At 67.7% G+C, this 24872-nt stretch carries 26 protein-coding genes; 14 read left to right on the top strand and 12 right to left on the bottom strand.

Annotated elements, in window-relative coordinates:
• Positions 1-14 precede the first annotated feature (14 nt).
• The 7 genes from B161_RS0111975 (at position 15) to B161_RS0111945 (ending at position 5743) form a co-directional block, all read left to right on the top strand.
• A complete protein-coding gene (locus B161_RS0111975) occupies positions 15-938 on the top strand; it encodes a LysR family transcriptional regulator (RefSeq protein ID WP_018633651.1) in 924 nt (307 codons plus the stop codon).
• 110 nt (positions 939-1048) lie between these two features.
• On the top strand, positions 1049-1840 hold the full coding sequence (gene pcaD / locus B161_RS0111970) for a 3-oxoadipate enol-lactonase (protein WP_018633650.1): 792 nt from the start codon (positions 1049-1051) through the stop codon (positions 1838-1840).
• Positions 1837-2217: a 4-carboxymuconolactone decarboxylase gene (gene pcaC / locus B161_RS0111965; RefSeq protein WP_018633649.1), complete on the top strand. Its 381-nt coding sequence runs from the start codon at positions 1837-1839 to the stop codon at positions 2215-2217. Before pcaD ends, pcaC begins: the two co-directional genes overlap by 4 nt.
• Complete coding sequence (gene pcaH, locus B161_RS0111960) at positions 2214-2951, top strand: protocatechuate 3,4-dioxygenase subunit beta (RefSeq protein ID WP_018633648.1); 738 nt, start codon at positions 2214-2216, stop codon at positions 2949-2951. The genes pcaC and pcaH overlap by 4 nt, the downstream gene beginning before the upstream one ends.
• Positions 2951-3556 (top strand): protocatechuate 3,4-dioxygenase subunit alpha, encoded by a 606-nt coding sequence (gene pcaG / locus B161_RS0111955; protein WP_018633647.1) that lies wholly within the window; start codon positions 2951-2953, stop codon positions 3554-3556. Before pcaH ends, pcaG begins: the two co-directional genes overlap by 1 nt.
• A 7-nt stretch (positions 3557-3563) precedes the next feature.
• Entirely contained in the window at positions 3564-4403 is an 840-nt protein-coding gene (locus B161_RS0111950) for a BKACE family enzyme (protein ID WP_026310398.1), read from the top strand.
• A gap of 20 nt (positions 4404-4423) precedes the next feature.
• Positions 4424-5743, top strand: a complete 1320-nt coding sequence (locus B161_RS0111945; RefSeq protein ID WP_018633645.1) for a lyase family protein — start codon at positions 4424-4426, stop codon at positions 5741-5743.
• 13 nt (positions 5744-5756) lie between these two features.
• Here B161_RS0111945 and B161_RS0111940 read toward each other — a convergent pair whose 3' ends face one another.
• The 5 genes from B161_RS0111940 to B161_RS0111920 form a co-directional block, all read right to left on the bottom strand.
• Positions 5757-7475 carry an FAD-dependent oxidoreductase gene (locus B161_RS0111940; protein WP_018633644.1) on the bottom strand — a complete coding sequence of 573 codons (1719 nt, stop codon included), beginning with the start codon at positions 7473-7475 and terminating at the stop codon, positions 5757-5759.
• A 51-nt stretch (positions 7476-7526) separates the two neighbouring features.
• A complete protein-coding gene (locus B161_RS0111935; protein WP_018633643.1) occupies positions 7527-8336 on the bottom strand; it encodes a sugar phosphate isomerase/epimerase family protein in 810 nt (269 codons plus the stop codon).
• A gap of 32 nt (positions 8337-8368) precedes the next feature.
• On the bottom strand, positions 8369-8983 hold the full coding sequence (locus B161_RS0111930) for an NIPSNAP family protein (protein ID WP_018633642.1): 615 nt from the start codon (positions 8981-8983) through the stop codon (positions 8369-8371).
• Entirely contained in the window at positions 8980-10731 is a 1752-nt protein-coding gene (locus tag B161_RS0111925) for an FAD-dependent oxidoreductase (protein ID WP_018633641.1), read from the bottom strand. The genes B161_RS0111930 and B161_RS0111925 overlap by 4 nt, the downstream gene beginning before the upstream one ends.
• 64 nt (positions 10732-10795) lie before the next feature.
• Positions 10796-11587 (bottom strand): shikimate dehydrogenase family protein, encoded by a 792-nt coding sequence (locus B161_RS0111920; RefSeq protein WP_018633640.1) that lies wholly within the window; start codon positions 11585-11587, stop codon positions 10796-10798.
• 221 nt (positions 11588-11808) lie between these two features.
• Between B161_RS0111920 and B161_RS0111915 the strand changes: the two genes are divergently transcribed.
• On the top strand, positions 11809-12591 hold the full coding sequence (locus B161_RS0111915; RefSeq protein WP_018633639.1) for an IclR family transcriptional regulator: 783 nt from the start codon (positions 11809-11811) through the stop codon (positions 12589-12591).
• 112 nt (positions 12592-12703) lie between these two features.
• Here B161_RS0111915 and B161_RS0111910 read toward each other — a convergent pair whose 3' ends face one another.
• Positions 12704-13120, bottom strand: a complete 417-nt coding sequence (locus tag B161_RS0111910; RefSeq protein WP_018633638.1) for an Lrp/AsnC family transcriptional regulator — start codon at positions 13118-13120, stop codon at positions 12704-12706.
• Between the two features lie 208 nt (positions 13121-13328).
• On the opposite strand from B161_RS0111910, the gene B161_RS0111905 reads away from it, so the two are divergent.
• The 6 genes from B161_RS0111905 (at position 13329) to B161_RS0111880 (ending at position 19133) form a co-directional block, all read left to right on the top strand.
• Positions 13329-14099 carry a transporter substrate-binding domain-containing protein gene (locus tag B161_RS0111905; RefSeq protein ID WP_018633637.1) on the top strand — a complete coding sequence of 257 codons (771 nt, stop codon included), beginning with the start codon at positions 13329-13331 and terminating at the stop codon, positions 14097-14099.
• A gap of 30 nt (positions 14100-14129) precedes the next feature.
• Complete coding sequence (locus B161_RS0111900; RefSeq protein WP_018633636.1) at positions 14130-14792, top strand: amino acid ABC transporter permease; 663 nt, start codon at positions 14130-14132, stop codon at positions 14790-14792.
• A complete protein-coding gene (locus tag B161_RS0111895; RefSeq protein WP_018633635.1) occupies positions 14792-15445 on the top strand; it encodes an amino acid ABC transporter permease in 654 nt (217 codons plus the stop codon). Before B161_RS0111900 ends, B161_RS0111895 begins: the two co-directional genes overlap by 1 nt.
• On the top strand, positions 15442-16206 hold the full coding sequence (locus B161_RS0111890) for an amino acid ABC transporter ATP-binding protein (protein ID WP_018633634.1): 765 nt from the start codon (positions 15442-15444) through the stop codon (positions 16204-16206). Before B161_RS0111895 ends, B161_RS0111890 begins: the two co-directional genes overlap by 4 nt.
• Positions 16207-16346: 140 nt before the next feature.
• On the top strand, positions 16347-18023 hold the full coding sequence (locus tag B161_RS0111885; protein ID WP_051085767.1) for a M20/M25/M40 family metallo-hydrolase: 1677 nt from the start codon (positions 16347-16349) through the stop codon (positions 18021-18023).
• A gap of 39 nt (positions 18024-18062) precedes the next feature.
• Positions 18063-19133 (top strand): ornithine cyclodeaminase, encoded by a 1071-nt coding sequence (locus B161_RS0111880; RefSeq protein WP_018633632.1) that lies wholly within the window; start codon positions 18063-18065, stop codon positions 19131-19133.
• An 18-nt stretch (positions 19134-19151) separates the two neighbouring features.
• Here B161_RS0111880 and B161_RS0111875 read toward each other — a convergent pair whose 3' ends face one another.
• The 6 genes from B161_RS0111875 to B161_RS0111850 all read right to left on the bottom strand — a co-directional run bounded on the left by B161_RS0111875 (position 19152) and on the right by B161_RS0111850 (position 24825).
• A complete protein-coding gene (locus B161_RS0111875) occupies positions 19152-19928 on the bottom strand; it encodes an ABC transporter ATP-binding protein (protein ID WP_018633631.1) in 777 nt (258 codons plus the stop codon).
• On the bottom strand, positions 19916-20908 hold the full coding sequence (locus B161_RS0111870) for a FecCD family ABC transporter permease (RefSeq protein WP_018633630.1): 993 nt from the start codon (positions 20906-20908) through the stop codon (positions 19916-19918). Before B161_RS0111870 ends, B161_RS0111875 begins: the two co-directional genes overlap by 13 nt.
• On the bottom strand, positions 20901-21929 hold the full coding sequence (locus tag B161_RS0111865) for an iron ABC transporter substrate-binding protein (protein ID WP_018633629.1): 1029 nt from the start codon (positions 21927-21929) through the stop codon (positions 20901-20903). The genes B161_RS0111870 and B161_RS0111865 overlap by 8 nt, the downstream gene beginning before the upstream one ends.
• Positions 21926-22411: a tRNA (N6-threonylcarbamoyladenosine(37)-N6)-methyltransferase TrmO gene (gene tsaA, locus B161_RS0111860; protein WP_018633628.1), complete on the bottom strand. Its 486-nt coding sequence runs from the start codon at positions 22409-22411 to the stop codon at positions 21926-21928. Before tsaA ends, B161_RS0111865 begins: the two co-directional genes overlap by 4 nt.
• Entirely contained in the window at positions 22404-22613 is a 210-nt protein-coding gene (locus B161_RS0111855) for a TOBE domain-containing protein (protein ID WP_018633627.1), read from the bottom strand. Before B161_RS0111855 ends, tsaA begins: the two co-directional genes overlap by 8 nt.
• A gap of 82 nt (positions 22614-22695) precedes the next feature.
• Positions 22696-24825, bottom strand: a complete 2130-nt coding sequence (locus B161_RS0111850) for a TonB-dependent receptor plug domain-containing protein (RefSeq protein WP_018633626.1) — start codon at positions 24823-24825, stop codon at positions 22696-22698.
• Between the last annotated feature and the right edge of the window lie 47 nt (positions 24826-24872).

Genomic DNA, 24872 nt, shown 5'->3' with positions numbered 1-24872 from the left:
GCCTTCATGGCGCCATGAAGGAATTGACGCTCAGACAGGTCGAAGCGATCCGCGCCGTGATGATGGCGGGCACGATTCAAGGCGCGGCCAAGCTGCTGAACGTCTCGGCGCCGGGGATCTCGCGCCTCGTCAAACATATGGAGGATTCGCTCGGGCTGCGGCTCTTCGAGCGCAAGGCGGGCCTCTTCATCCCCGCCGCCGAAGCCGAGAGCATCTTCGAGATGGTCCATCAGGTGCATCGGCAGATGGGCAATCTCAACGCGGCGGTGGCGGCGCTGCGCAAAGGCGAGGACGCGCGGCTTTCCTTCGCCTCGGCGCCCTCCATCGCGCAATTCATCGCGGCGCGGGCGGTGCGGGGGGTGCGCGAGCGCTTTCCCGATCTCTTCATCGACCTCAACATCCTCAAGATCGAGGAGACGCTCGATTATCTGCTGCTGGATCGCGGCGAATTCGTCGTCATGAGCTTCGCGGTGGAGAATCCGGCGCTGGAGAACGTGCTCCTCGCGCGGGGCCGGCTGGTGGCCATTCTGCCCGACGGCCATCCTCTGACGGCGAAATCGGCGATCTCGGCGCATGAGCTGGCGCGCGAAGAGCTGATCGGCGTCGATCCGAACGACCCTTACGGCGCCATCCTCGCCCAGCCCTTCCGCGACGCCGGAATCGCGCCCCGCTACGCCATGCGCGGACGCTTCGCCCAGACGGTGGTCAGCCTCGTGCGCCATGGGCTGGGGGCGGCGGTGATCGACGAATTTTCAGTGGCCGAGGTCTATATGCCCGGCGTGACGCGGCGGCCTCTGGTCGAAAAGGCCGAGATCTCCGCTTGGGTGGTCTCGAAGAAGGGGCGTCATCTCTCCAGCTTCGCCGAATATGCGATCAGCCGCTTCCGGCGCGAGCTCGCCGCCGCCGTGGTCCGCGAGAACTGGGACGCTCCGCAATAGAAGAAGGCGGCGCCCCGGATTCATAACCTTTCCGGTATCAATTCCAGCCTACTTCGCATTATTCGCTCTCTAAAATCCATGATCTATTATGGATATAGGGAGAAACGCCAATGAAAAGCCTGAAACGGCCCTGGGGGGTTCTGCATTATCGCGTCGACGGCCCGGAGAGCGCCCCCGCCGTGGTCTTCGCCAATTCCCTCGGCACGGATCTGCGGCTCTGGGAGGCCGCTTTGCGGCTTTTACCGGAGATCCGCGCCATTCGCTTCGACAAACGCGGCCATGGGCTCTCCGATCTGGGGGGCCTTGGGGGCGCTCCCGTCTCCATCGCCGGTTTCGCCGAGGACGCCGCCGCCCTGATCGAGGCCGAAGCTCAAGGGCCTGTGGTCTTCGTCGGACTCTCCATCGGCGGCATGATCGGCCAGAGCCTCGCGGCGGCTCGGCCCGATCTGGTGCGGGCGCTGGTCCTCTCCAACACGGCGCCGAGGATGGGGACGCCCGAAAGCTGGCGCGCGCGCGTCGCCGCCGTGCGGGCGGGCGGGGTCGGGAGCCTCGCAGAGGCGGTCATGGAGCGCTGGTTCGGACCCGCCTTCCGCGCCGGGCCTGATCTGCCGCTCTGGCGCAACATGCTCGCGCGCACGGATCCCGAAGGCTACGCCGCCGCCTGCGAGGCCATCGCCGCCGCCGATCTGACGACCGGGACGGCGAAATTGCGTCTGCCGACCCTCGTGATCGGCGGAGAGGAGGACGGCGCCTCGCCGCCGGATCTGGTGCGCGGTCTGGCGGATCTGACCCCCGGCGCGGCCTTTCATCTCATTCCCAAAGCCGGACATTTGCCCTGCGTCGAGACGCCCGAGGCCTTCGCCGCGATCCTCGCCCCCTTCCTCAAGGAGCACGCCCGATGACCGACCGCAAAGCTCAAGGCATGGCCACCCGCCGCCGCGTCCTCGGAGACGCCCATGTGGACCGCGCCGAGGCCGCCAAAACCGAATTCGACGCGGCCTTTCAGGCGCTGATCACCGAAGCCGCATGGTCGCATCTCTGGTCGCGCGGGACGATCCCGCTGCGCGAACGCTCCATGCTGACCATCGCTCTGCTGGCGGCTCAGGGCGACGATCAGGAATTGGCGATGCATATCCGCGCCACCGCCCGCACCGGAGCCTCGCGCGAGGACGTGCTGGAGTCTCTGCTGCATGTGGCCATCTATGCGGGCGTGCCCCGCGCCAATCATGCGATCAAGATCGCCAAAGAGATTTTCGCCGAAATGGAGGACCAGCGATGAGCCAGAAAAACTCCGTCGAGCGCGGCCCGCTCTTCTTCCGGGATCGCGACTGGCATCCGGCGGCCTATACGCCGGGCTATAAGACCTCGATCACCCGCGCGCCCTTCAAGCCGCTGGTGGCCCTCTCCTCGACGCTCAGCGAGGAGACCGGCCCGGCCTTCGGCCATGAGATGCTCGGCGAGCTGGATAATAACCTGATCCTCAACTTCACCGGCCAACCCGCCGTCGGCGAGCGGATCATCATGCATGGCCGGGTGCTGGACGAATCCGGGCGCGGCGTCCCCGGCGTGCTGGTGGAGATCTGGCAGGCCAACGCCGGAGGCCGCTACCGCCATAAGAAAGACGGCTATCTCGCGCCGCTCGATCCCAATTTCAGCGGCTGCGGACGCACGATCTCCGGCCCGGACGGCTCTTATGAATTCCTGACCATCCGTCCCGGCGCCTATCCCTGGCCGAACCATGTCAACAACTGGCGGCCGATGCACATCCATATCTCCGTCTTCGGCTCGGGCTTCGGCCAGAGGCTCATCACCCAGATGTATTTCGAGGGCGATCCGCTCATTGCGAAATGCCCCATCGTCAACACCATCGGCCAGCAGAAAGCCGTCGAGGCGCTGGTGGCGCCGCTGGATATGAACCGGGCCATCCCCATGGATTGCCTCGCCTATAAATTCGACATCGTGCTGCGCGGGCGCCGTCAGAGCGTCTTTGAAAACCGCAAGGAGGGGATGTGATGCAGAAGCTCGATTATCTCAAGGAATCCCCCTCCCAGACCGCCGGACCCTACGTCCATATCGGCCTGACCCCCAATAAGCTCGGCAATGTGGGAATCTATCCGCGCGATCTGGGCGAGAGCCCCGTCTCCGAAGGCGCGCAAGGCGAACGGATCGTCATCGTGGGGACGGTGCGCGACGGCGCGGGCATGATCCTGCGCGACGCTCTGATCGAAAGCTGGCAGGCCGACGCTCAGGGGCTTTTCTCCAGCAATGATCCGCGCGGCGGCGCCGATCCGAAGGTCTCCGGCTGGGCGCGCATCATCGCCGATTTCGACACGGGCGAATGGACGCTCAAGACGATCAAGCCCGGCCGCGTCCCCTTTCATGACGGCCGCCTCATGGCGCCGCATATCTCGCTTTGGCTGGTGGCGCGGGGGATCAACCTCGGGCTTCAGACGCGGATCTATTTCGAGGATGAGGAGAATGAAAGCTGCCCCGTCCTCCAGCGCATCGAGCATCGCGAGCGGGTCAAGACGCTGATCGCGAAAAAGACCGGCGAAGGCGCTTATCGCTTCGACGTCGTTCTTCAGGGCGAGAACGAAACCGTCTTCTTCGATCTGTGAGGCCATGATGAGCGATCCTTGCATCCTCTGCGTGGCGATCACGGGCTCTTTGCCGACCAAGGCGAATAATCCGGCGGTGCCGATCTCCATCGCCGAGCAGGTCGAATCCGCGCAGGAGGCCTTCGAGGCGGGGGCGAGCGTCGCCCATTGCCATGTCCGCGACGACCAAGGCGCGCCGACCTCCGACCCCGCACGTTTCGCCCGGCTCAAGGAGGAGCTGGAGAAGCATTGTCCCGGCCTGATCATCCAGCTCTCGACCGGCGGACGCTCGGGCGCCGGACAAGCGCGCGGCGGCATGCTGCCTCTGGCGCCGGATATGGCCTCGCTCTCGGTGGGTTCGAACAACTTCCCGACCCGGGTTTATGAGAATCCGCCCGATCTCGTGGACTGGCTCGCCGCCGAAATGCTGAAATATGAGGTCAAGCCGGAGATCGAGGCTTTCGACCTCTCGCATATCCTCAAGGCCCATGAGATGTGGAAGGCGGGCGCGATCAAGGATCGGCCCTATGTCCAATTCGTGATGGGCGTGAAGAACGCCACGCCCGCAGACCGCGAGGTCTTTGATTATTACGTCAAGACGGTGCGGCGGCTCTTCGGCGAAAACGTCCCTTGGTGCGCGGCGGGGATCGGCCCGAACCAAATTATTCTGAACGAATGGGCCATCGCGGCGGGCGGCCACGCCCGCACGGGGCTTGAGGACAACGTGCGCCTCGACCGCGACCGGCTCGCGCCCTCCAATGCGGCGCTCGTGCGGCGCGCGGCGGAGCTTTGCGAAACCTATGGCCGCCCGGTCGCGAGCTGGCGTCAGGCCCGCGAGATCCTCAAGCTTAAACCCCTCGCCGCCTGATCCGGCCCCGGAGTCCGCCCATGCCCGCCGCCCTCGCCGACAATCCCATCTACGCCCCGCTCTTCGGCGACGCGGAGACCGCCGCCTTCTTCTCGGCGGAGGCGGAGATCCGCGCCATGCTGCGGGTCGAGGGGGCTCTCGCGAAGGCGCAAGGCGATCTGGGGATGATTCCTGAGAACTCCGCCGCCTTCATCGCGCGGGCGGCGGGCGAGGTCCGGCTGGACCCCGCCGCGCTGGGCCTCGCCGCCGCGACGGACGGCGTGCCGGTTCCGGGCCTCGTGGCGGCCTTCCGCAAGGCGATGAACGCGCCGGAGCATGCTCAATATCTCCATTGGGGCGCGACCTCTCAGGATGTGATGGACACTGGGCTGGCGCTGCGCCTGCTTCCGCTGCTGGATCTCTGGGAGGCGCGGCTTGCGGCGACGCTCCGCGCTTTGGGCGCTCTGGCCGGAAGCCACGCCGAGCTTCCCATGGCCGCCCGCACCTATGGACAAGCCGCCACCCCGACCAGCTTCGGCGCGGTCGTCGCGGGATGGGGGCGGCCTCTGCTCCGTCATCGGGCGGCGCTGGCGGAGCTGAGGCCGCGCCTCGCGCGGGTTTCGCTCGGCGGCGCGGCGGGCACGCTCTCGGCCATGGGCCCCGAGGGCCCCGCCCTGCGGGCGGCTCTGGCGGCGGCGCTCGGGCTGGCCGATCCCGGCGCGAGCTGGCACGCCGAACGCGAGGACATCGACGCTTTCGCCGCTTGGATGGCGGGCCTGACCGTCAGCCTCGGCAAGATGGGCGAAGACCTCATCCTCATGGCGCAATCGGGGATCGGCGAGATCCGAGTCTCCGGCGCCGGAGGCTCCTCGACCATGCCGCAAAAACAAAATCCGGTCGGGCCTTCCGCGCTGGTCGCCCTCGCCCGCCAGAGCCTCGCCTTGGCCGGAGCGGTTCAGGGCGCGGGAATCCATCGTCAGCAGCGCGACGGCGCCGCTTGGTTCGTCGAATGGCTGACTCTGCCGCAGCTCTGCCTCTCGACGGGGCGGGCGCTAACTCTGGCGCGGGATCTGGCGGGGGCGATCTCGCCCGTTCCGGAGGCCATGGCCCGCAATCTCGATGACGGCTCAGGGCTGATCCACGCCGAAGCCTATAGCTTCGCTTTGGCGCGCCATCTGCCGCGCCCCGAGGCTCAGGCGAAGATCAAGGCCCTCTGCGCCGAAGCTCAGAGGGAAGGCACCTCGCTTACGGCCCTCGTGGCGCGGGATTTCCCGGATCTCGACCTCTCCGCCGCCGGAGGGCTCGGAGCGGCCCCGCAGGAGGCCCGCGCCTTCGCCGAGGCCGCCCAAGGCGCCGCCTGATCTCCGCCCCGCCTTACTCCAGACGATCCGGCGTCGGCAGCCCCGCCGCATGGCGCGCGACGCGCCAGCCGAAGACCACCGCCGGACCTATGGTGGTGCCCGGCCCCGGATAGGTTCCCTTAAAGATCGAAGCGAGATCGTTGCCCGCCGCATAAAGCCCCGGAATCGGCGCGCCCGCCTCATTCAGAACCCGCCCGTGCGGATCGCCCGCCAGCCCCGCGCTGGAGGCGAGATCCGCGGGCCGCACCTCCAGAGCGTAGTAAGGCCCCTCGCCCACCGGACCGAGGCAAGGATTGGCGCCGCCCGCTTCGGAATCGCCGTTGAAGCGGTTCATCACGCTGGTCCCGCGCCCGAAATCGGCGTCTGCGCCGGTTTTCGCGAGCTCGTCGTAACGGGCCGCGGTCGCCGCCAGAGCCTCAGCCGGAACGCCGATCTTCTCCGCCAGCTTCGCCAGATCCGGCGCCTCGATCAGATAGCCCGCCTTGACCATCCGCCGGAGGCCATGTCCGCCGGGCAGCACCAGTCCGAGCCCATAGCGTTTGACGAAGGCCGCGCCGCAGATCAGCCATGCGGGCAGAGCGTCGGGCGCGCCGCGAATCTGGGCCATGCTGAAATCATGATAGCTGTCGCTTTCATTGACGAAGCGGCGCCCCGAGGAATTCACCGCCAGAAGCCCCGGCTTGGCGCGGTCGAGCAGGATATGCGGCCAGACCGCCAGATGGCCGTCCGCCCGGCGATAGGAGGAGCAGGGCATCCAGAGCGCCGGACTATCGCCGCCGTCCTCGAAGCGCGCGCCGATCTTCGTCGCCGCCGTCGCGCCGTCGCCGGTGTTGGTCTCGGGCGCGAGCGAGAGGCCGCGCGTCCCTTCGGGCAGGAATTTCTCGCGCAGGGCCTTATTCCAGGCGAGGCCGCCCGTCGCCAGAACCACGCCGCGCCGCGCCCGCACGATCCGCTCCCCCTCAGGCCCGCGCAGACGCGCCCCGACCACGCGGCCCTCCTCCACGATCAGCTCCTCAAGAGAAGTCCCGAAGAGGATCGGCGTCCCCTGTCGGCGCAGGCTGAAGAGCAGCCGCGCCACAAGGGCGTTGCCCATGAGCAGCCGCGTTCCGCGCGGATGGCTCAAGCGGTCTTTGAGGTGGTTGAAGACGATCTTCGTCCCCTGACGGAGATTCGCCAGCGAACGGAAGGGATTCAGCAGAGAATCGATCTCCCCTCGCCCGACCATCATGCCGCCGAGGCCCATGAACTCGGGCCGGGGCGGACGCACGCGCTTGAAATCCTCGCCGAGGCGCTTGCCGTCGAAGGGCAGAGGCCCAAGGGCGCGGCCTCCATAGGCGGAGCCCGGCCCGTCGAGATAATCGGGATGAGCGGCGGCGGCGGCGAATTTCACCTCGCTGCGGGCCGCAAGATCGTCGATGGCGGCCCGGCCCGAAGCGAGGAAGGCCTCGCGCAGATCCTCGCCGCCCCGGTTCCCGACCACATAGCGCAGGAACTCCCGCGCGTCCTCGGCCTTGTCGGGCGCCCCGACCGCCGCGCCCAGCGAATTGCCGGGAACCCAGGTGGTGCCGCCCGAGGTGGCGGTGATCCCGCCGACCTGCTCCGTCTTTTCGCAGAGCAGGACGTCGAGCCCCTCCAGCTTCGCGACCAGAGCCGCGGTCATGCCTCCGGCGCCCGCGCCGCAGACCAGCAGATCGACCTCTTGCGGCGCGGCGGCCTTGTCAGCCTGCGTCATGCGCGGCCCTCCCTCTTGTCCTGACATGAATCCCGGCGCGACGGACGCCTTTCAGCGCCCTGCAGCCTCCAGAACGGCCCGCGTGGTCCGGGCCGCGCGCAAGGCGGTCTCGCGCGGAGACGACCGGTTCGCCAGATCCGCCACCTCGACCGAAATCACGCAATCGGCGGGAATGGCCCGCGCCAGCCCCACAAGATCGATGGCGCCTTCGCCCGGCATGAGCCGCGCGCCGCGCGCCACCGCGATCAGCCCTTCGTCGCTCGGGTCATAGGGGCGCGGGCCGTCGCAGAACTGCACGTAATTGACGCGGGCGGCGGGCAGAGCCCGCACCTCCTCCAGCGTGGTGGGGGCGCGGTCGAAATGCAGCGCGTCGACGAGGATCGCGCCGTTGGGCCGATCCGCCGCCTCGACCACGCGCCGCGCCGCCGCCAGATCCGGAACGGCGGTCCAGGGCATGAACTCCAGATCGCCGCTCAGGCCGAACTCCGCCGCCAGATCGCAGAAGCGGGCGAAATTCCCGATCAGACGCGGCTCGTCGCGGTCGTCGCCCGCGACGAGGACATGACGCGCGCCAAGCTCGGCGGCGCGGGCGAGGAAGGGCCGGAAGGCTTCCGGATCGAAAGCGGCGTTCAGCCGGACGATCTCGACGTCCGCCACCTTGAGCCCCGTGTCGCGCAGGGCGGCGCGGGTCTCGGCGAGCAAGGCGTCGTCGGTCAGCAGCGGATAAGGCCCTTCGCCCGAGAGCGCGGCGGGCAGCATCCGCAGCCCCACCGCCGCGAATCCGGCTTCGGCGGCCGCCTCGATCATCACGGGCGGAGCGACGGGCAGAGACAGAAAAGCGAGGGAGAGCGGATGCGCCATGATGCGGCCTCCTGAAGCGCCGGGTTTGAGGATCAGGCCAGCGGCGAGCCGGCCGCGGGAACGGCGATGGTCGAGTCCATGTCGGATTTCAGCCAGTCCGGCCCGCCCTTGGGCGGCCAGACGCCCGCCGCCACCGATTCCGCGCGCGCCTTGCTGCGGGCGGCGATGTCGGCGTAGGGCCAGATGTTGAGGAAACGCGGGATTCCGTCGAGGGCGCGCATGGCGATCAGACAGCGCGAGAAGTTTTCGCGAGCGGGCAGCGCGGCCTCCCATTTCGCGACGGTCTCGGGATAGCCCCCGCCGATGCGGAAGGGATAGGTGCGGAATTCATAGACTCCGCCGTAATTCCCCGGCTCGACCGGCTTCATGAAGGGAAAAGGCTCATAGCTCTCAAGGCTGAGATCGCCCAGAACGTCGCCGCAATTGAAGGGGCTGACGCTCTCATGAGTCCGCTTGCGCTCGGCCAGCAGGCTTTCGGCGTCCTCGAAGCCGCGCAGAACGAACATGCGGTTCAGGCGGCCGACGTCCGCCATCCACATGCCGAGCAATCGGCCCCGCCCCTCGGCGGCGAAGGCGGGGACTCCGGCGACGGCGCGCGGAGCGGTCCCCATGGGCAGGAACAGCGTAGCCAGCTCGTAATATTTCACGGCGTCGTCTCCTTATGCGGTTGCGGTTCGGCTTCGTCCTCAGGCGCGAGCTCCGGCAGGCCCGCGAGGTCGCGCCCCGCGAGGAAGCCGAAGGCCATGCCCGGACCCAGATTGATTCCTCCGGCGGGATAGGCTCCGCCCATGACGCTGGCGGCGTCGGTGCCCACGGCGTAGAGGCCGGGGATGGGCGCGCCGCCCGCCGCCTCCAGCACGCGGGCGCGGGCGTCCACGGCTAGTCCGGCGAAGGTGCCGAGGCTGCCCGGAACCACCTCCACCGCGTAATAAGGGCCTTCGCCCAGCGGCGCGACGCAGGGATTGGGCTTCCGCTCGGCGTCGCCGTTGACACGGTTATAAGGGCTCTCGCCGCGATGGAATTGGGGATCGCGGCCTTCGCGCGCCTCGGCGTCATAGGCGGCGACGGTCGCCTCAAGCCCGGCGGGATCCACGCCGCAGACTTCGGCCAATTCGCGCAGGCTGCGCCCGCGCTTGAGATAGCCCGAGCGCAAGGCGCCCCAGAGCGGCACCGGCGCGGGCTTGGCCCAGCCCAGCCCATAGCGCCGGACGAAGCCATGTCCCGCGATCAGCCAGAAGACCGGACGCGCGTCGCGCGGCGTGGCCTCCAGCAGCCGCCCGACCACCTGATGATAGCCGTCGGCTTCATTGGCGAAGCGCTTGCCGTCGGCGCGCACGCCGATCACGCCGGGCTTGGCCCGCTCGATGAGATGGGGGAAATGCCCGAAGGAGCCGTCGCGATGAGGCACCAGCGAGACGGGCGCCCAGCTCGCCGGATGGGCCGTCTTCTCCTGAGCCACGCGCCCGCCCGCCGCTTCGCCGAGACTCAGGCCCTCGCCGAGGCTTTCGGGCGGAGCGGCGGTCCAATGCTCATGGCCGGTGGGGGCGTGGGGAAAGCTCGTCTTGCGCCGCGCCGGATCGGCCGGATAGCCCCCCGCCGCCAGAACCACCCCGCGCGCGGCGAGGATCTTGCGCCCGTCGCGGGTCTCGACCCCGACGACGCGCCCGCCCTCCTTCAGCAGCCGCAGGACCGGCGTGGAGGTGCGGATCTCGACGCCTTGGGCGAAGGCGATCTCGGCCAGCCGCGCCACGAGGGCGTTGCCGTTGACGAGATGCGTCCCGCGCCCGAAAATCGCGGAGTGGACCGTGTGATGGGCGAAACGCTTCGTGGCGTGCCAGAAGGACTTGGGCGAGCGCCCCGCCTTGAGGAAATGCCCCAGATCGGCGCCCGAGGCGATGGCCATGCCCATGAAGGCCGTCTCCGGCTTGGGGCGGCGCAGACGGCGCAGCTCGCGCCCCAGACGCCGCCCGTCGAAGGGCTCCGCCGTGACCGAGCGTCCGCCGGTTCCGGCGCCGGGCAGATCGGCCATCATGTCGGGGATGGCGTTGCCGTCGCGCCATTTCATGCCGAGATCGCGGAAAAAGCCCACCATGCGCGGCGCGGCGGTCAGGAAAGCCTCGACCCGCGGCGCGTCGTAGAAATTCCCCAGCGCGGCGCGCAGATAGCTCCGGATCCGCTCCGGCGGCTCCTCGATTCCCGCCGCGCGGGCCAGAGGATTACGCGGAACCCAGAGCCAGCCGCCCGACCAGGCGCTGGCGCCGCCGAATTGCTCATGCTTCTCCAGCACCAGAGTCCTGAGGCCGTGATGGGCCGCCGTGACCGCCGCCGCCAGCCCCGAGGCTCCGGAGCCGACCACGACCACGTCCACGACTTCGGCGGTCTCGTTCCCGCTCATATTCGGATCTCCGCCTGAAGCCCGGCGGCGCTCTGAGGGCGCGGCCGGGCGTGGGTTGGCGCGGTCAGGCCCTGCGGAGGAAGAAATCCGCCATGCGCTCGGCCACGCCGTTGAACATGCCGAGGCCGGTCATGGTCGCGCAGCCCAGAGCGCGGGCGCGCAGGATCATCGGCGTCTCTTCGGGGCGGGTGACGCAATCGGCCACGAATTGGCGCGCTTCGAGCTGCGCGGGATCGGCGGGGAAAGGATCCTCCGGACGCATCCCCATGGGCGTGGCGTTGGCGACGAGGTCGAAGCCCTTCGGGCTCCAGCCGCCCGCGCGGGCGCGTCCGGGGAAGCGGGCCTCCAGACGCGCGATCAGCGCCGCGCGGCGCGCCGCGTCGGCGTCATGCACGGCCACCGAGGCCGCGCCCTGATTCAGAAACTCGTAAGCGATGGCCGAGCCCGCTCCGCCCGCGCCGATCAGCAGCACGGCGGCGCCCTCGACCCTCGCGCCCTGAGCCCGCACGCCCGCGACATAGCCTTGACCGTCGCAATGATCGCCGAACCACGCGCCGTCGGCCTCGCGCCGCACGACGTTGGCCGAGCCGAGGAAGGCCGCGCGGTCGGACAACCGGTCGCAGACCTCGGCCGCGACGAATTTATGCGGGATGGTGATCACGAAGCCGTCGAGATTGCCGATGCGCTTGAGCCCCTCGACCGCGGCGCGGAAATCCTCCGCCCGCACATGGACCGGCGGCACGATCGCATTGGCCCCCTCCGCCGCCAGCCTGTCGCTGAGCAGAGCCGGAGACTTCACCTGCGCGATGGGGTCTCCCAGAATCGGGATCAGCCGCGTTTCTCCGTCCAGCCTCATGCCTTTCGCTCCCTTTGTCTTCCGGGCGGCATATCCACATAAAAAGGAATTTAAGTCAATAATGGAATTTCATTCCGATTTATGAGATTCCCTCCCCAAAGCGCCCTTCGCGACCAAGGCTTTGACGAAGCAAGAAATTTCCTGCCCATCCGCCGACTTGCAAAAAACGGAACAATCTTCCATTTTGAAATTCGAGAGCGCCGCAAGGCTGGGGGGAGAAGATGAGTTCATCGCTTGAGCGCGGTCTGGCCTTGCTGGACCTTTTGTCGAAACATCCGGAGGGCGTGGCGGTCGGTCAGGTCGCGACGGCGCTGGACCTGCCGCCCAGCGGCGTGCACAGAATGTTGAATCAGCTCGTGGATTCCGGCTACGTCCATCAGGAGGGCGCGAAAGGCGCCTATCGGCTGGGCATGAAGCTGCCCGCCCTCGGGCTCTCCTTTCTGGCGCAGAGCGGCGTCACGGACGTGGCGCAGCCGATTCTCGACCGGCTGGCGGCGGCGAGCCGGCAGCTCGTGCGGCTTAGCGTGATCGACGGGGGAGATCTGGTCTGGGTGGCGGTGGCTCAGGGCGCGACCACGGGGCTGCGCTATGATCCGGGCCGCGAACAGGGCGGCACCGCCCATCTGGCGAGTTCGGCGAGCGGTCTGGCCTGGCTCTCGACCATGAGCGACGAGGAGGCGCTGATGAAGGCGGCGCGTCAGGGCTTCGCGCAGGAAAGCTCCGGCGAGGGCGCGCCCAAATCGGCGGCGGAGCTGCTCGGGCGGCTGGCCGAGGCGCGCGGACAAGGCTACGCGCTGACCATCGACAGCTTCATTCCCGGCATGGCGGCCATCGCCGCGCCGATCCGCCGCCGCGACGGCAAGGTTCTCGGAGCCATGTCGGTGGCGGGCCCCTCCATTCTTCTGGACGCAGCGCGGATGGAGGGCCTCGCGCCGGATCTGCTGGAGGCGGTGGAGGAGATGTCCCACGCCGCCGCGGCCTCGGTCTATTTCAGCCAGCGCTGAGCCTCGCGGCCGGGCTCGCTCAGGCTTTCGACGGCGCTCCGGCTGCGCCGGACTTCATCGCGACGACCTCAAACTCGGCGCGGCGCTGGGCGCGGTCGCCCATGCGCCTTGCTCACGCCGGACCGAGCAGAATGAAGGTCTCGCTCTTGGCGACGCCGCTCATGCCGCGCACTTGCGCGATCAGCGCGTTGAGCTCGACCATTTTCGAGACCTCGACCTCGGCGATCATGTCCCAGACGCCATTGGTGTTGAACACGGCGGATATGCCGGGGATCCGCTTGACGGCGGCGATGGTCTGCCTGATCGGCGCCCCTGAGAATTCGATCAGCATGAAGGCCCGGATCTGATCCTCGCGCAGATCGTCCTTGAGGCGGATGGTGAAGCCTTTGATCTGGCCTTCGTCCACCAGCCGATCCATGCGTTTCTGCGCGGTGACCCGCGCCACGCCCAGAATCTGCGCAAGCTGCGGCAGCGAGGCCCGCCCGTTGATTCGGAGTTCGGCGATCAGCCTTCGATCCAGATCATCCATCGGGTTGCTCCTGATTCGTCGGTTTCTCTTCCTATATAGTTACATATTCTTTGATTCAGGCGTTTCGGCGTCTTTTTCAGAGCAGAGACGAAAGGCTAGCCTTGGGGAAAGGGACGACCGGAGGAAGGGCCGCCTTACGCCCCTCCCCTCCCGGTCGAATCCCGAACAGAGAGCGGCGGCCAAAGCCGCATTCCAGGGAGAACGCCTTATGAGCTTCATGTCAAAACGGCTGATCGGATCGCTGACGGCCCTGACGCTGCTGACCGCGCCCGCGCTGGCCGACGACCTCGACAAGATCCGCGATGCGGGCAAGCTGTCCGTCGCCATGTCCGGCGTCTTTCCGCCCTTCAGCTTCGTCGACGATCAGAACGAAGTCGTCGGCTTCGACGTCGACATCGGCCGCGAGATCGCCCGTCGGCTGGAGGTCGAGCCCGAGATCGTGACCACCGCCTGGGACGGCATCATCGCCGGGCTGGTCACCGGCCGCTACCACACCGTCATCGGCTCGATGAGCATCACCGAAGAGCGCCAGAAGGCCGTGGCCTTCGTCGGCCCCTATTATCGTTCGGGCCTCGGGCTTTTCGTGCGGGAGGGCTCCGAGATCGCGAACGTCGGGGCTCTGGCGGGCAAGACCGTCGGCGTGACGCTGGGCGAGACCGGGGAGCAATGGGCGAGGGAGAAAGGCGGCTTTCAGGTGCGGACCTATCGCGGCCTGCCTGAGATGCTGCTGGATCTGAGCGCGGGCCGCATCGACGCGGTCATCGCCGACGACGTGCCGGTTCTGGTGGCGATCCGCGAAGGCGCGGCCCCCATCATGCAGGTTCAGGACGAAAGCCTGCCGCGCTTCGACATTGGGATCGCCATCCGCCGCAATAATCCCGAGCTGGCGGCCGCCATGCAAAAGGCGCTCGACGACATGATGGCCGACGGCGCTTATCAGGCGATCTCCGAAAAATGGATCGGCGCCGACATCCGTTGAACCTGACCGCAACCGACGCGAGGGCTCATCATGGACGTCGCTCTGATTCAACGCATCGCGCCCTTCATCCTTGAGGCGGCGCTGAAGACGATGCAGCTGGCCGCCGCCTCGCTCGCCATCGGCTTGGCGGCGGCCGTGGCGCTGGTCGCGGCGCGCATGTCGCGGCAGGCGATCTGGCGCGGGCTCTCCGCGGCCTATGTCAGCGTGATCCGCGGCACGCCGCTTCTGGTCCAGCTGTTTCTGGTCTTCTTCGGAGGGCCGCAGCTGGGCCTCAATCTGACGCCCTTTCAGGCCGGGGCCATCACCATGGGGCTGAACATCGGCGCCTATATGTCGGTGGGGCTGCACGGCGCGATCATCGCCGTCGAGCATGGCCAATATGAAGCCGCCCGCAGTCTGGGCTTCGGGCGGCTCGACACGATGCGGCTGTTCATTCTGCCGCAGGCCGCGCCGCTGATGCTGCGCACTCTGGGCGTCAATACGGTGATCCTGACGAAGGGCACCGCGCTGGCCTCGACCATCGGGGTGGTGGAGCTGACTTATTCGGCGCAGCGCTTCGTCACCTCGACTTACAAGCCCTTCGAAGTCTTCGCCGCCGCGGGAATCGCCTATCTGATCATCATTCTGGCGATCATGCTGGGGATCCGCGGTCTGGAATCCCTCTTCGGGACGGCCGAACGAGGGAGGGTCTGATGCTCGATTTTTCAGTTCTGCCGCCCTACGCCGATCTCCTCGCGACCGGAGCCCTGTGGACGGTGCTGATCACCGTTCTGGCCGGGGCTCTGAGCGTGGTTCTGGGCGTGCTGCTGGCCCTCGTCACGCTTTACGGGCCGAAGCTGATTTCGCTGCCTCTGCGCGGGATCGCCTTTCTGTTCATGGGCACGCCGCTGCTGCTGCAGCTCTATCTGCTCTATTACGGCCTCGCGCAGCTGGGGGTTCTGCTGCCCGCCTTCTGGACCGGCGTCATGGGCTTGGGCGTGCATTACGCGGTCTATAACGCCGACATCTTCCGCAGCGCCATCCAGAGCGTCGACGAGGGCCAGATGGAGGCGGCGCGGAGTCTGGGCTTCGGCCGGACGGCGGCTCTGCGCCATTTCATCATCCCTCAGGCGACGCTGACCGCTCTGCCGCAGGTGGGCAACAACAGCATCATCCTGCTGAAGGACACCGCCGTCTTGTCGGTTCTGGGCGTCGCGGAATTGGTGCTGAACGCCCAGCGCGGGATCAGCGCCACCTATCGCCCCTTTGAATTTTATTTCGCCGTGGCCGTGCTGTACTATCTCCTGAATCTGGCGATGGAATGGGCGCTGGGCCGTGCGGCCAGAAAAGCGGAAGCGATCCGATGACCTCAGCCGCCCCCATGATCCGGCTTCGCGGGATCCGCAAATCCTACGGCTCGCATGAAGTCCTCAAAGGAATTGATCTGGACGTCGATCAGGGCCGGATCGTCTCGATCATCGGCCCCAGCGGATCGGGCAAAAGCACGCTTTTGCGGTCGGTCAACATGCTGGAGGAGATTTCTCACGGCGAGATCTGGCTGGACGGCGTTCAGGTGAACTCCGCCCTGACCGGCCGCGCCTTCGAGACCCATATCAACCGGATCCGTCAGCAGATGGGCATGGTCTTCCAGCAGTTCAATCTCTTCCCGCATCTCACGGCGCTGGAAAACGTCTCTATCGCGCCCATGAAGCTGAAGGGGAAATCCAAAGCCGAGGCCGAAGCCTTGGCCCGGACGCTGCTGGAGAAAGTGGGCCTCGCCGATAAAGGCGGCGCCTATCCGGCGCGGCTCTCGGGCGGGCAGAAGCAACGGGTGGCCATCGCCCGGGCTCTGGCGATGCAGCCCAAGGCCATGCTCTTCGACGAAGCCACCTCGGCCCTTGACCCCGAGCTGGTGGACGAGGTGAATCTGGTGATGAAGCAATTGGCCGCCGAACAAATGACGATGATCATCGTCACCCATGAGATGCGCTTCGCCGCCGAGGTCTCGGATCATGTGCTCTTCATGGACGGCGGCGTGGTGGTGGAGCAAGGGCCGCCTGAACAAGTGCTGAAGGCTCCGACGCAGGAGCGCACCCGCGGCTTCCTGCGCAAGCATTTGGCGCAATGAGCGCTCTCCAGCGAATCCGACCAAGCTTCCCCTCGCGAAAGCGCGACGAAGCAAAAACTTAGAGCGTTCGCAACACGCTCTGAGCGCCTGAAACCCGACGCAGGAAAGGCGGCCGTCTCTGGCCGACCATGGAGATGAAGATGAACAGCGCGCAAGCAACGGGCGGCTCCCTCGGACCGGAGGCCCGCCGCGTCGAGGAGCTGGCTCTGCGCATGGTGTCCTGGCGCAGCGAGACCGGCGCGCCCGGCGAGGCGGAATTCGCCCCGCGCTTCGCCGAAATGCTGCGTGAAATCCCCTATTTCCGGGATCATCCCGAAGACATCCGCCTCGTCGACAGCCATGGCGACCCGCTGACCCGTTCGGTCGTGGCGGTCGTGCGCGGGCGCGGAGCCCGGACTCTCGCGCTGGCCGGACATTTCGACACGGTCTCCACCGAGAATTACCACGAGCTGCGCGACCTCTCCTGCGACGGCCTCGCTCTGCGCGCGGCGCTGATCGCCGACCTCTCCGGCCGCCCCCGCAGCGCGCGCGAAGACCGCGCGCTGGAGGATCTGCGCAGCGGCGATTTTCTGCCCGGCCGCGGCATGCTCGACATGAAAAGCGGGATCGCCGCAGGCGTGGCCTGTCTGGAGCGCTTCGCCGCTCAGGCGGACCGCGAGGGCAATCTGATGCTGCTCGCCACCCCCGACGAGGAGCGCGAAAGCCGGGGCATGCGCAGCCTGCGCGACGCTCTGCCCGGTCTGGCGCGCGATCTGGGCCTCACGATCGCCGCCGCGGTGAATATGGACGTGACCTCGGATCAGGGCGACGGCTCGGAGGGGCGCGCGGTCTATGCGGGCACCATCGGCAAGCTCCTGCCCTTCGCGTTGATCGTCGGGCTGAGCTCGCACGCCAGCTATCCCTATGAGGGCGTCAGCGCTCTGGCCATGGCGGGCGGCGTTCTGACCCGCTTCGAGGGCGCCGCCGCTCTCGCCGACGCCGACGCGCGCGACGTCTCTCCGCCGCCGATCTGCCTTGAGGCCCGCGACCTGCGCGACGGCTACGAGGCGACGACGCCGGAACGCTTCTGGCTGGCCTTCAACTGGCTTTATCATGCGATGGATCCGGAGGCGCTCTTCGCCCGCTTCCGCGCCGAGGTCGCGGCGGGGGCGGCGGAGGCCGTCGACCGCTTCGCCGCCGAGGCCCGCCGCTTCAGCGAGATGACCGGCCAGAGCGGAGGCGCCGCGCCGCATCCGCCGCGTCTGCTGAGCTTCGCCGAGCTGAAGGCCGAAGCGGCGGCTGAATTCGGCGCGGGCTTCGACGCCGCTTATGCGGCGGAAGAGGCCGGATCGGCGGGCGTCGACAATCCGCTGGCCGTCAGCCGCCGCCTGACCGCATGGCTCGTGGATCGCGCCCGGCTCTCCGGCCCCGCCGTGGTCGTCGGCTTCGCGGGCCTGCATTATCCGGCCACCGGCCTCGACCCCGCCGATCCGGATCATCAGGCTTTGCGCCGCGCCGTCGAGGCGGCCCGGGCCGAGCTTTGCGCCGCTCCTGACCGCAGCTTGGTCTGGAAGCCCTATTTTCAGGGCATCTCGGACATGAGCTTTCTCGGTCAGGCGGCCTCGGGCGGCGAGGTGGTGCGGGCCAACACGCCCATCTCCCGGCTGATCGACCTGCCGCCCGCCGAGGCCCTGCGCTTCCCGGCGGTGAACATCGGCCCTTGGGGACGCGAGTTCCACCAGCGGCTTGAGCGGGTCCACGCCCCCTACGCCTTCGCGGCGCTGCCGGAGCTGGTTTCGCGCCTCGCCCGTCATTTCCTGACCGCGCCGCGCGGCTGATCCCGCGCCGCTTCTCCCGGTTCTCAAGACAGCCCTTGGATGAAAACGATGACCTCGCAGACGCCGCGTCCGGAAAAACTGAACCTCGTGCCCTTCGTCAGCGTCGACCATATGATGAAGCTGGTGCATTTGGTGGGGGTGGAGGCCTTCCTCTCGGAGCTGGCCGGGGAGATCGAAGCCGATTTCCTCCGCTGGCCCGATTTCGACAAGACTCCCCGCGTCGCCGCCCATTCCACGGACGGCGTGATCGAGCTGATGCCGGTCTCGGACGGAGCGCTTTACGGCTTCAAATATGTGAACGGACATCCCAAGAACACCCGCGACGGCCGCCAGACCGTCACCGCCTTCGGCGTCTTGTCGGATGTGGCGACCGGCTATCCGCTGCTGCTCAGCGAGATGACGATCCTGACCGCCCTGCGCACCGCCGCCACCTCGGCGCTGGCGGCGAGGCGTCTGGCCCGCCCGGAGAGCCGCAGGATGGCGATCATCGGCAACGGCGCGCAATCGGAGTTTCAGGCCCTCGCCTTCAAGGCGATCTGCGGCGTGACCGATCTGCGGCTTTACGACATCGACCCCGAGGCCTCCGCCCGCTGCGCCCGCAATCTCGCCGGACGCGGCTTCTCCATCGCGGTTTGCGCCAGCGCGCAGGAGGCGGTGGAGGGCGCCGACGTCGTGACCACGGTCACCGCCGATAAGCAGAACGCCACGATTCTGACCGACAACATGGTCGGCCCCGGAATCCACATCAACGCGGTGGGCGGCGACTGCCCCGGCAAGACCGAGCTGCACGCCGATGTTCTGAACCGCTCCGAGGTCTTCGTGGAATATCCCGAACAGACCCGGATCGAGGGCGAGATCCAGCAGATGCCCGCCGATTTCCCCGTGACCGAATTATGGCGCGTGCTGCGGGGCGAGGCGAAGGGGCGCTCTTCGGATCAGGCGATCACGCTGTTCGACAGCGTGGGCTTCGCGGTCGAGGATTTTTCGGCTCTGCGCTATGTGCGGGACAAGCTTGCGGGCACGGGCCTGTCGGTCGATCTGGACATGCTGGCCGATCCGGACGAGCCCCGGGATTTGTTCGGCATGCTCTTGCGGGCGCAGACCGCCTGACGCCGGCTCGCCGAAGCCTCAGCGGAAATGGACCGCGCCGTCGGACAGGATCTCGCGGCGCAGGGCCACGCCGTAAAGCCGGGACAGATTCTCCGCCGTCATGGCTGCGTCGGTCGGGCCGGAGGCGATCAGGCCCTCGCGCCCGATGAGGATCGCCCGGTCGCCGAGCCGCGCCGCCTGATCCGGATCATGGGTCGAGAGGATCACCCCCATCCCCCGCCCGGCCAGAGCGCGGACCGCCGCCTCGACCTGAAGGCGATTGGCGAAATCAAGGCTGGCGGTGGGCTCGTCCATGACCACGGCGCCCGCCTCCTGCGCCAAGGCCCGCGCGAGCAGAACCATCTGACGCTGTCCGCCCGACAACCGCGTGACCTCCGCCTGAGCCAGATCCTCCGCTCCGAGCGCCGCCAGAGCCGCCAAAGCCCGCGCCTCCTCTTCGGGGCCGGGCCGCGCGAAGGCTCCGAGCTTCGCCGAAGCCCCCATCAGCACGACGTCGAGAGCCCGATAGGCGAAGGGCGTCGCGAGGAATTGCGGGGCGTAGGCCAGACGCGCGGCGATCTCGCGGCGGGTCAGATCCGCCAGAGCCGCGCCCTTCAGCCGGACCTCCCCGGAGAGGGCGGGCGCGAGCCCTAAAAGCGTGCGGAAGAGCGTCGTCTTGCCGACGCCGTTCGGCCCGAGCAGGCAAAGCGTCTCTCCGGCGCGCAAAGTCAGGTCGATCCCCGAGACCAGAGCCCGCCCGCCATAGCCGACCGCCAGCCCTCGCGCCTCGACCAGAAAGGGCGTCACTCCGCCCATATCCGCGCCCTCCGCGCCAGAAGCCAGAGGAAGATCGGCGCTCCGATCACGGCGGTCAGCACGCCAAGGGGAATCTCCATGGTCGCGAGGCTGCGCGCCGCGAGATCGGTCAGCACCATGAAGCTCGCGCCCAAAAGCGCCGCGGCGGGGAGCAGACGGTCGAAGCGCGGCCCCACCAGCAGACGCGCCATATGCGGCGCCATCAGCCCGACCCAGCCGACGATCCCCGCCATGGCCGTGACGGCGGCCGTCATCAGCGTGGCGCAGGCCACCACCAGCAGCCGCAGCCGCCCGGCCTCCACCCCGAGGGCGCGGGCCTCGTCGTCGCCGAGCGATAAAAGCCCGATCCGCCAGCGCAGCAGAATCAGCGGCGCGAGGCCGATCAATACGGCGGGCGAAGCCGCCCAAAGGTCGGGGCGCTTGATCCCCGCCAGACTGCCCATCAGCCAAAAGGTGATCGCCGGAAGCTGCTGATCGGGATCCGCCAAGAGCTTCACCAACGAAATCCCCGCTCCCGCCAGAGCCCCCACCGCCACCCCGCAGAGCACCATGACGAGGATTTGGCCTTCTCCGCGCAAAGCCCAGCTCAGCCCGAGGACCAGAATCACCGCCAGAAGCCCCATGCCGAAGCCGAGCATCTGAATCGCCATGACCGGAAGCCCGAGCAGAATCCCGAGCGTCGCGCCGAAGCCCGCCCCCGCCGAGACTCCGAGAATATCCGGCGAGACCAGCGGATTGCGGAAGATCGTCTGATAGGCCGCTCCCGCCGCCGCCAGAGCCCCGCCGACAGCCGCCGCCGCCAAGACCCTCGGCAGACGCAGATTCCAGAGCACCACCGCAGCCTGCGGATCGCTGCGGTCTCCGGCGAGGATCCCGAAGATTCGGCCCGGCGAAAGCGGATAGGGGCCGATCATCGCGCCGATCAGCAGCGCGAGGACCAGCCCCAGCGCAAGCGCCGAAGAGATCAGACGCTCATTCACCCAGCAGCGCCGTCAATTGAGTCTCGTCCGGGCGCAGGGCGTAGAAGATTTCATAGAACTCCGCGATCTTCTCCCGGAGGTCGCCCTCCGCCTGCTCCGGATAAAGCTTATGCGTCAGCCAGATCAGCCCCGCCAGACGATTCACGGAAGGCGGGCTGTCGATGAAGCCGAAGGGCGTCGCCGGAGCCAGATAGACCCGGCCCTCCGCCACCGCCGGAACGCCGCTCCATTCGGGCGCCGCGCCGACTTTGGCCGCGAAATCCTTGTCGATGGTGATGACGACTTCCGGCGCCCAAGCCAGCACCTGCTCCGGCGAGACCGTCGCGAGGCCCCGCGTCTCGGCGACCGTCACATTGCGTCCGCCGACCCGCTCGATGATCTCGGCGTTGATCGAGCCCCGCGCCGGAGATTCCAAACCCTCGGGGCCGCGCGCCAGATAGACGGTCGGGCGCTCCTCCTCGGGGATCTTCTCCAGCAGGGCGTCGACTTCGGCCAAACGCGCCTCGGCGTAGGCGGCGAGAATCTCGCCCCGCTCCGGAACGCCGAGGATCTCGGCCATCTGGCGGATCGCCTGAGGCATGGCCTCGAAAGAGCCGTCGATCAGGGCGTAGGGGACGCCGGTCTGCTCCTGCACCCGTCCGGCGAGGTCGATGTAAGTCGGATTGATGGTCCCGTAATCCACGATGAGATCCGGCTGCGCCGAGAGCAGAACCTCCAGATTCACCGTGTCGCCCCGACCCGTCAGACGGCCAAGCTCAGGCAGCTCCCGGACCTGGGGCAGAAGGAAGGGCAGATCCCCCGCGCGCGGCGCCCGCACCCAACCGACCATGGCCTCGGGCTTGAGCGTATAGAGCAAGGTGGCGGCGGGCGGTCCGGCGGCGAAGACCCGGGCGGGCTCGGCGGGGACCAGAACCTCGCGGCCGGTCGCGTCGAGGACGCTCCGCCCATCCAGAGCGAAAGCGGAGGCGGGCGCCGCCAAAGCCAAAGCGAGCGCGAAGACCTTGAAGGAGAAGAGCTTCATGTGAAGACTCCAAATTCGGGTTTGACGTCGATCAGGGGCGTTCCGTCGAGGCAATCCAGCCCGCGCACGCTGAGAACCGAGCCCTCCACGGCCAGCAGCCGCACCACCGAGGAGGCGATGGGATTGGGCCTCAGAGGCGATCTGATGGCGAAAGTCCCGATGGAGCCTTCGCCGAAATTCGGGTTCTGACGCACGGCGTCGCGGCGGGAGAGATGCATCCAATAGAGGATCTGCAGCCGCTCCTTCTCCTCCACCCCCGCGAGGGCGGGAGTCCAGGGCTCGAAGATCTCAATGCGGCAGACCGGGCCGTTTTCGGAATCTCCGCGCTTAGGGCAATCCTCGCGGCGGGTCCAGGGCGTGCGGATGCGTCCGACGAACCAGACTCCGGCGTCGAAATCGGCGGGAGTCTCCACGGCCTGCTCATGAGGCCGCAAAGATTCGGGATGGGGATCGGCGTGGGGACCGGCGCGAAGCTCAGTCATCCACGCCCACCATGACGTCCGAGGCCTTGACCACCGCCGAGGCCCGGCCGCCGACCTTCAGACCCAATTCCGCCACGGCCTCGTTGGTGATGGAGGCGGTGACCACCGCGCCGCCGATGTCGATGCGGACATGGCTGGTCACGGCGCCTTCGACGATCCCGACGACGGTTCCCGGCAAGACGTTGCGCGCGCTGATCTTCATGACTGGTCTCCTTAAGGCTGGGGGAGGCGGATGAGGGGGCGAAGGCGGCGAGCATATCCTCCCGCCTCCGCCGCCTCCAGCTTCAGAATTTCAGCTGCGTGGTCACATAGAAGCTGCGTCCGGCTTCGGGGAATCCTTCGGTCAGGGCGTAATCCTTATCGAAGAGGTTGCGCGCGCCGAAGATCACGTTCACGTTCGGCCTCACCTCCCATTTGGCGTCGAGATTGACCAGAGCGAAGCCGCCCATGCGGGCGTAATCCACTTGGTCGAAATCGCCGGTCTGGATGATCGCCTCGGTCCGGCGGGAGCTGGCCAGCTCCAGCGAGGGCGAGAGGGTCAGAGTCTCCAGCGGACGCCAGTCGAGCCGCAGAAAGGCGGTGTGACGCGGCGTGTCCGTCGGCTGAAGGCCGGGGCGCGCCGGATCGGAGATCTCACGGTCGAGATAGGTGTAGGCCGCGCCGAGATCCAGCCGATCCGTGATCGGCAGGCTCGCGCCGATCTCGAAGCCGAAGCTCCGGCCGTCGCCGACGTTCTGGTTCTGAGAGGGGCGGCGTCCGCGGTCGTCGAAAGGCAGATCCACGCGCGGGATGGATTGAATCATATCGTCGATCCGGCTGTAGAAGGCCGCCGCCTCGACGAAGGCCGGGCCGAGGTCGCCTTTATAGCCGATTTCGAAATTCACGGCCCGCTCGGAGGCGAGATCCGGATTCGGCACGGCGTAGCCGAAGCGCGTGCTATAGCGCTCGAAGAGGCTCGGAAAGCGGGTCCGCGAGGAGACCGAGGCGTGATAAGCGCCGCCCGCCTCCGGCTCCCAGATCGCGGCGGCCTGCCAGTTCCAGGCGTCCGCCGAGCCGGTGGGCTCGCCGAAGCTGGCCGCCGTGCGGTCGGCCATCTTCACCTCGGCGCGCTCATAGCTCACGCCGCCCACGAGGCGAAGCTGGTCGTTCAGACGCCATGTGTCCTCCACCCCGAAGGACCATGTGTCTTCGCGGCTGCGCTCGGTCGGATCGAGGACCGCATTGACGTCCGGGCGGCTATGGTTCGTGCTTTCATGGCGGTCGCTGCGGAACTGGACCGCGCCGCGCAATTCATGTCCGCCGCCGATCTCGCCGCCGAGATCCAGAGCGGCGCCCCAAGCGCTGTCGTCATAAATGCTGTCGAAGGCGCGGTTGACGGTCTGGGCGGCGTGGGAGCTGTCGTCCCAAGCCGAAAGAACATTGTCGAAGGTGTTGTAATAGAGCTTCGTCTTGACGTCGGCGCGCTCGCCCAAGGCGGTCTTCGAGTAAAAGGCGAGGCTTTGCAGATCCCATTGCGGCCAGGTCCAGTCGCGCTGAGCCCCGCCGCCATAGCCGGGGGCTCCGGGAGTCATGCCTCCGCCGGGCAGACGGATCGGCTGAAGCGTGTTGTAGGGCGCGCTTTTCGAGCCGTCCTGACGGGTGTAGCTCACGACGTATTCGTCGGTTTCATTGGGCGTGAAGCCGAATTTGAGGTTCAGGCGGCTGTCCTCGCTTTCGGAGTTCCGGCGCTGTCCCGCGCCCTGCTGATCCGTCGGCTGATAGCCGCGGGAGAGGTCGAAGCCGTCGAAATCGCGGATCGCGAAGCTGCCTTGGGCGTAAAACTTCTCCTGAAGCGTCCCAAGCGAGAGAAAGCCGTGGCGTCCGTTCAGATCGCCGCGATTCCCGGCCTCAAGCCCAAGCTGGATCTCGCCTTCGAAGGGCGAGACGGGTTTGCGCGTCGCGAGATTCACCGCGCCGCCCATGGCGCCGGGGCCGTTCAGCACCGAGACGTAGCCTTTCTGCACCTGAACCTCCGCGAGGTCGGGCGTCAGGAAGCGGCCGAAATCCAGACGATTGTCGGCGGGGAGGTAAATGCGGATTCCATCCACCGAGAGCGGAACCTGAAAGCGGTCGAAGCCGCGGACGAAGACGAGGCGTTCGTTGCGCGAGCCGCCCGAATTGCCCACCGCCACGCCGGGAACCGTCTTCAGCGCGTCGTCGAGGGTCAGGCGGCCTTCCTGCGTCGCGGCCTCGCCGGAGACGTAGCCGGAGGAGCCGGGCTGAACCTCCGAGACGCCGCCGAGATAGATCGCTCCGAGCTGGAAGATTTCGGGGGCGGTCGAGACAGACGCCGGGGCCTCTTGCGCGGAGGCGGCTTGCGTGGTCGCGCCGACTAGGGCCGCGCTGAGCAACGCGAACCTGAATTGGAAATTCATATCGTCCCTCTCTGCTTGATGCGCATTCCCTTCGCCGCGCTTAAAGC

It is taken from the genome of Neomegalonema perideroedes DSM 15528 (genome assembly GCF_000374145.1).
Lineage (GTDB): Bacteria > Pseudomonadota > Alphaproteobacteria > Rhodobacterales > Rhodobacteraceae > Neomegalonema > Neomegalonema perideroedes.
The sequence above is the reverse complement of the archived record's forward strand: the minus strand, read 5'-3'. Positions and strand labels throughout refer to the sequence as shown.

Excerpts from the sequence above, each read along its gene's own strand:
- B161_RS0111975 (WP_018633651.1), top strand. The coding sequence starts at position 15 with ATGAAGGAATTGACGCTCAGACAGGTCGAAGCGATCCGCGCCGTGATG.
- pcaD (WP_018633650.1), top strand. The coding sequence starts at position 1,049 with ATGAAAAGCCTGAAACGGCCCTGGGGGGTTCTGCATTATCGCGTCGAC.
- pcaC (WP_018633649.1), top strand. The coding sequence starts at position 1,837 with ATGACCGACCGCAAAGCTCAAGGCATGGCCACCCGCCGCCGCGTCCTC.
- pcaH (WP_018633648.1), top strand. The coding sequence starts at position 2,214 with ATGAGCCAGAAAAACTCCGTCGAGCGCGGCCCGCTCTTCTTCCGGGAT.
- pcaG (WP_018633647.1), top strand. The coding sequence starts at position 2,951 with ATGCAGAAGCTCGATTATCTCAAGGAATCCCCCTCCCAGACCGCCGGA.
- B161_RS0111950 (WP_026310398.1), top strand. The coding sequence starts at position 3,564 with ATGAGCGATCCTTGCATCCTCTGCGTGGCGATCACGGGCTCTTTGCCG.
- B161_RS0111945 (WP_018633645.1), top strand. The coding sequence starts at position 4,424 with ATGCCCGCCGCCCTCGCCGACAATCCCATCTACGCCCCGCTCTTCGGC.
- B161_RS0111940 (WP_018633644.1), bottom strand. The coding sequence starts at position 7,475 with ATGACGCAGGCTGACAAGGCCGCCGCGCCGCAAGAGGTCGATCTGCTG.
- B161_RS0111935 (WP_018633643.1), bottom strand. The coding sequence starts at position 8,336 with ATGGCGCATCCGCTCTCCCTCGCTTTTCTGTCTCTGCCCGTCGCTCCG.
- B161_RS0111925 (WP_018633641.1), bottom strand. The coding sequence starts at position 10,731 with ATGAGCGGGAACGAGACCGCCGAAGTCGTGGACGTGGTCGTGGTCGGC.
- B161_RS0111920 (WP_018633640.1), bottom strand. The coding sequence starts at position 11,587 with ATGAGGCTGGACGGAGAAACGCGGCTGATCCCGATTCTGGGAGACCCC.
- B161_RS0111915 (WP_018633639.1), top strand. The coding sequence starts at position 11,809 with ATGAGTTCATCGCTTGAGCGCGGTCTGGCCTTGCTGGACCTTTTGTCG.
- B161_RS0111910 (WP_018633638.1), bottom strand. The coding sequence starts at position 13,120 with ATGGATGATCTGGATCGAAGGCTGATCGCCGAACTCCGAATCAACGGG.
- B161_RS0111905 (WP_018633637.1), top strand. The coding sequence starts at position 13,329 with ATGAGCTTCATGTCAAAACGGCTGATCGGATCGCTGACGGCCCTGACG.
- B161_RS0111900 (WP_018633636.1), top strand. The coding sequence starts at position 14,130 with ATGGACGTCGCTCTGATTCAACGCATCGCGCCCTTCATCCTTGAGGCG.
- B161_RS0111895 (WP_018633635.1), top strand. The coding sequence starts at position 14,792 with ATGCTCGATTTTTCAGTTCTGCCGCCCTACGCCGATCTCCTCGCGACC.
- B161_RS0111890 (WP_018633634.1), top strand. The coding sequence starts at position 15,442 with ATGACCTCAGCCGCCCCCATGATCCGGCTTCGCGGGATCCGCAAATCC.
- B161_RS0111885 (WP_051085767.1), top strand. The coding sequence starts at position 16,347 with ATGAACAGCGCGCAAGCAACGGGCGGCTCCCTCGGACCGGAGGCCCGC.
- B161_RS0111880 (WP_018633632.1), top strand. The coding sequence starts at position 18,063 with ATGAAAACGATGACCTCGCAGACGCCGCGTCCGGAAAAACTGAACCTC.
- B161_RS0111875 (WP_018633631.1), bottom strand. The coding sequence starts at position 19,928 with ATGGGCGGAGTGACGCCCTTTCTGGTCGAGGCGCGAGGGCTGGCGGTC.
- B161_RS0111865 (WP_018633629.1), bottom strand. The coding sequence starts at position 21,929 with ATGAAGCTCTTCTCCTTCAAGGTCTTCGCGCTCGCTTTGGCTTTGGCG.
- tsaA (WP_018633628.1), bottom strand. The coding sequence starts at position 22,411 with ATGACTGAGCTTCGCGCCGGTCCCCACGCCGATCCCCATCCCGAATCT.
- B161_RS0111855 (WP_018633627.1), bottom strand. The coding sequence starts at position 22,613 with ATGAAGATCAGCGCGCGCAACGTCTTGCCGGGAACCGTCGTCGGGATC.
- B161_RS0111850 (WP_018633626.1), bottom strand. The coding sequence starts at position 24,825 with ATGAATTTCCAATTCAGGTTCGCGTTGCTCAGCGCGGCCCTAGTCGGC.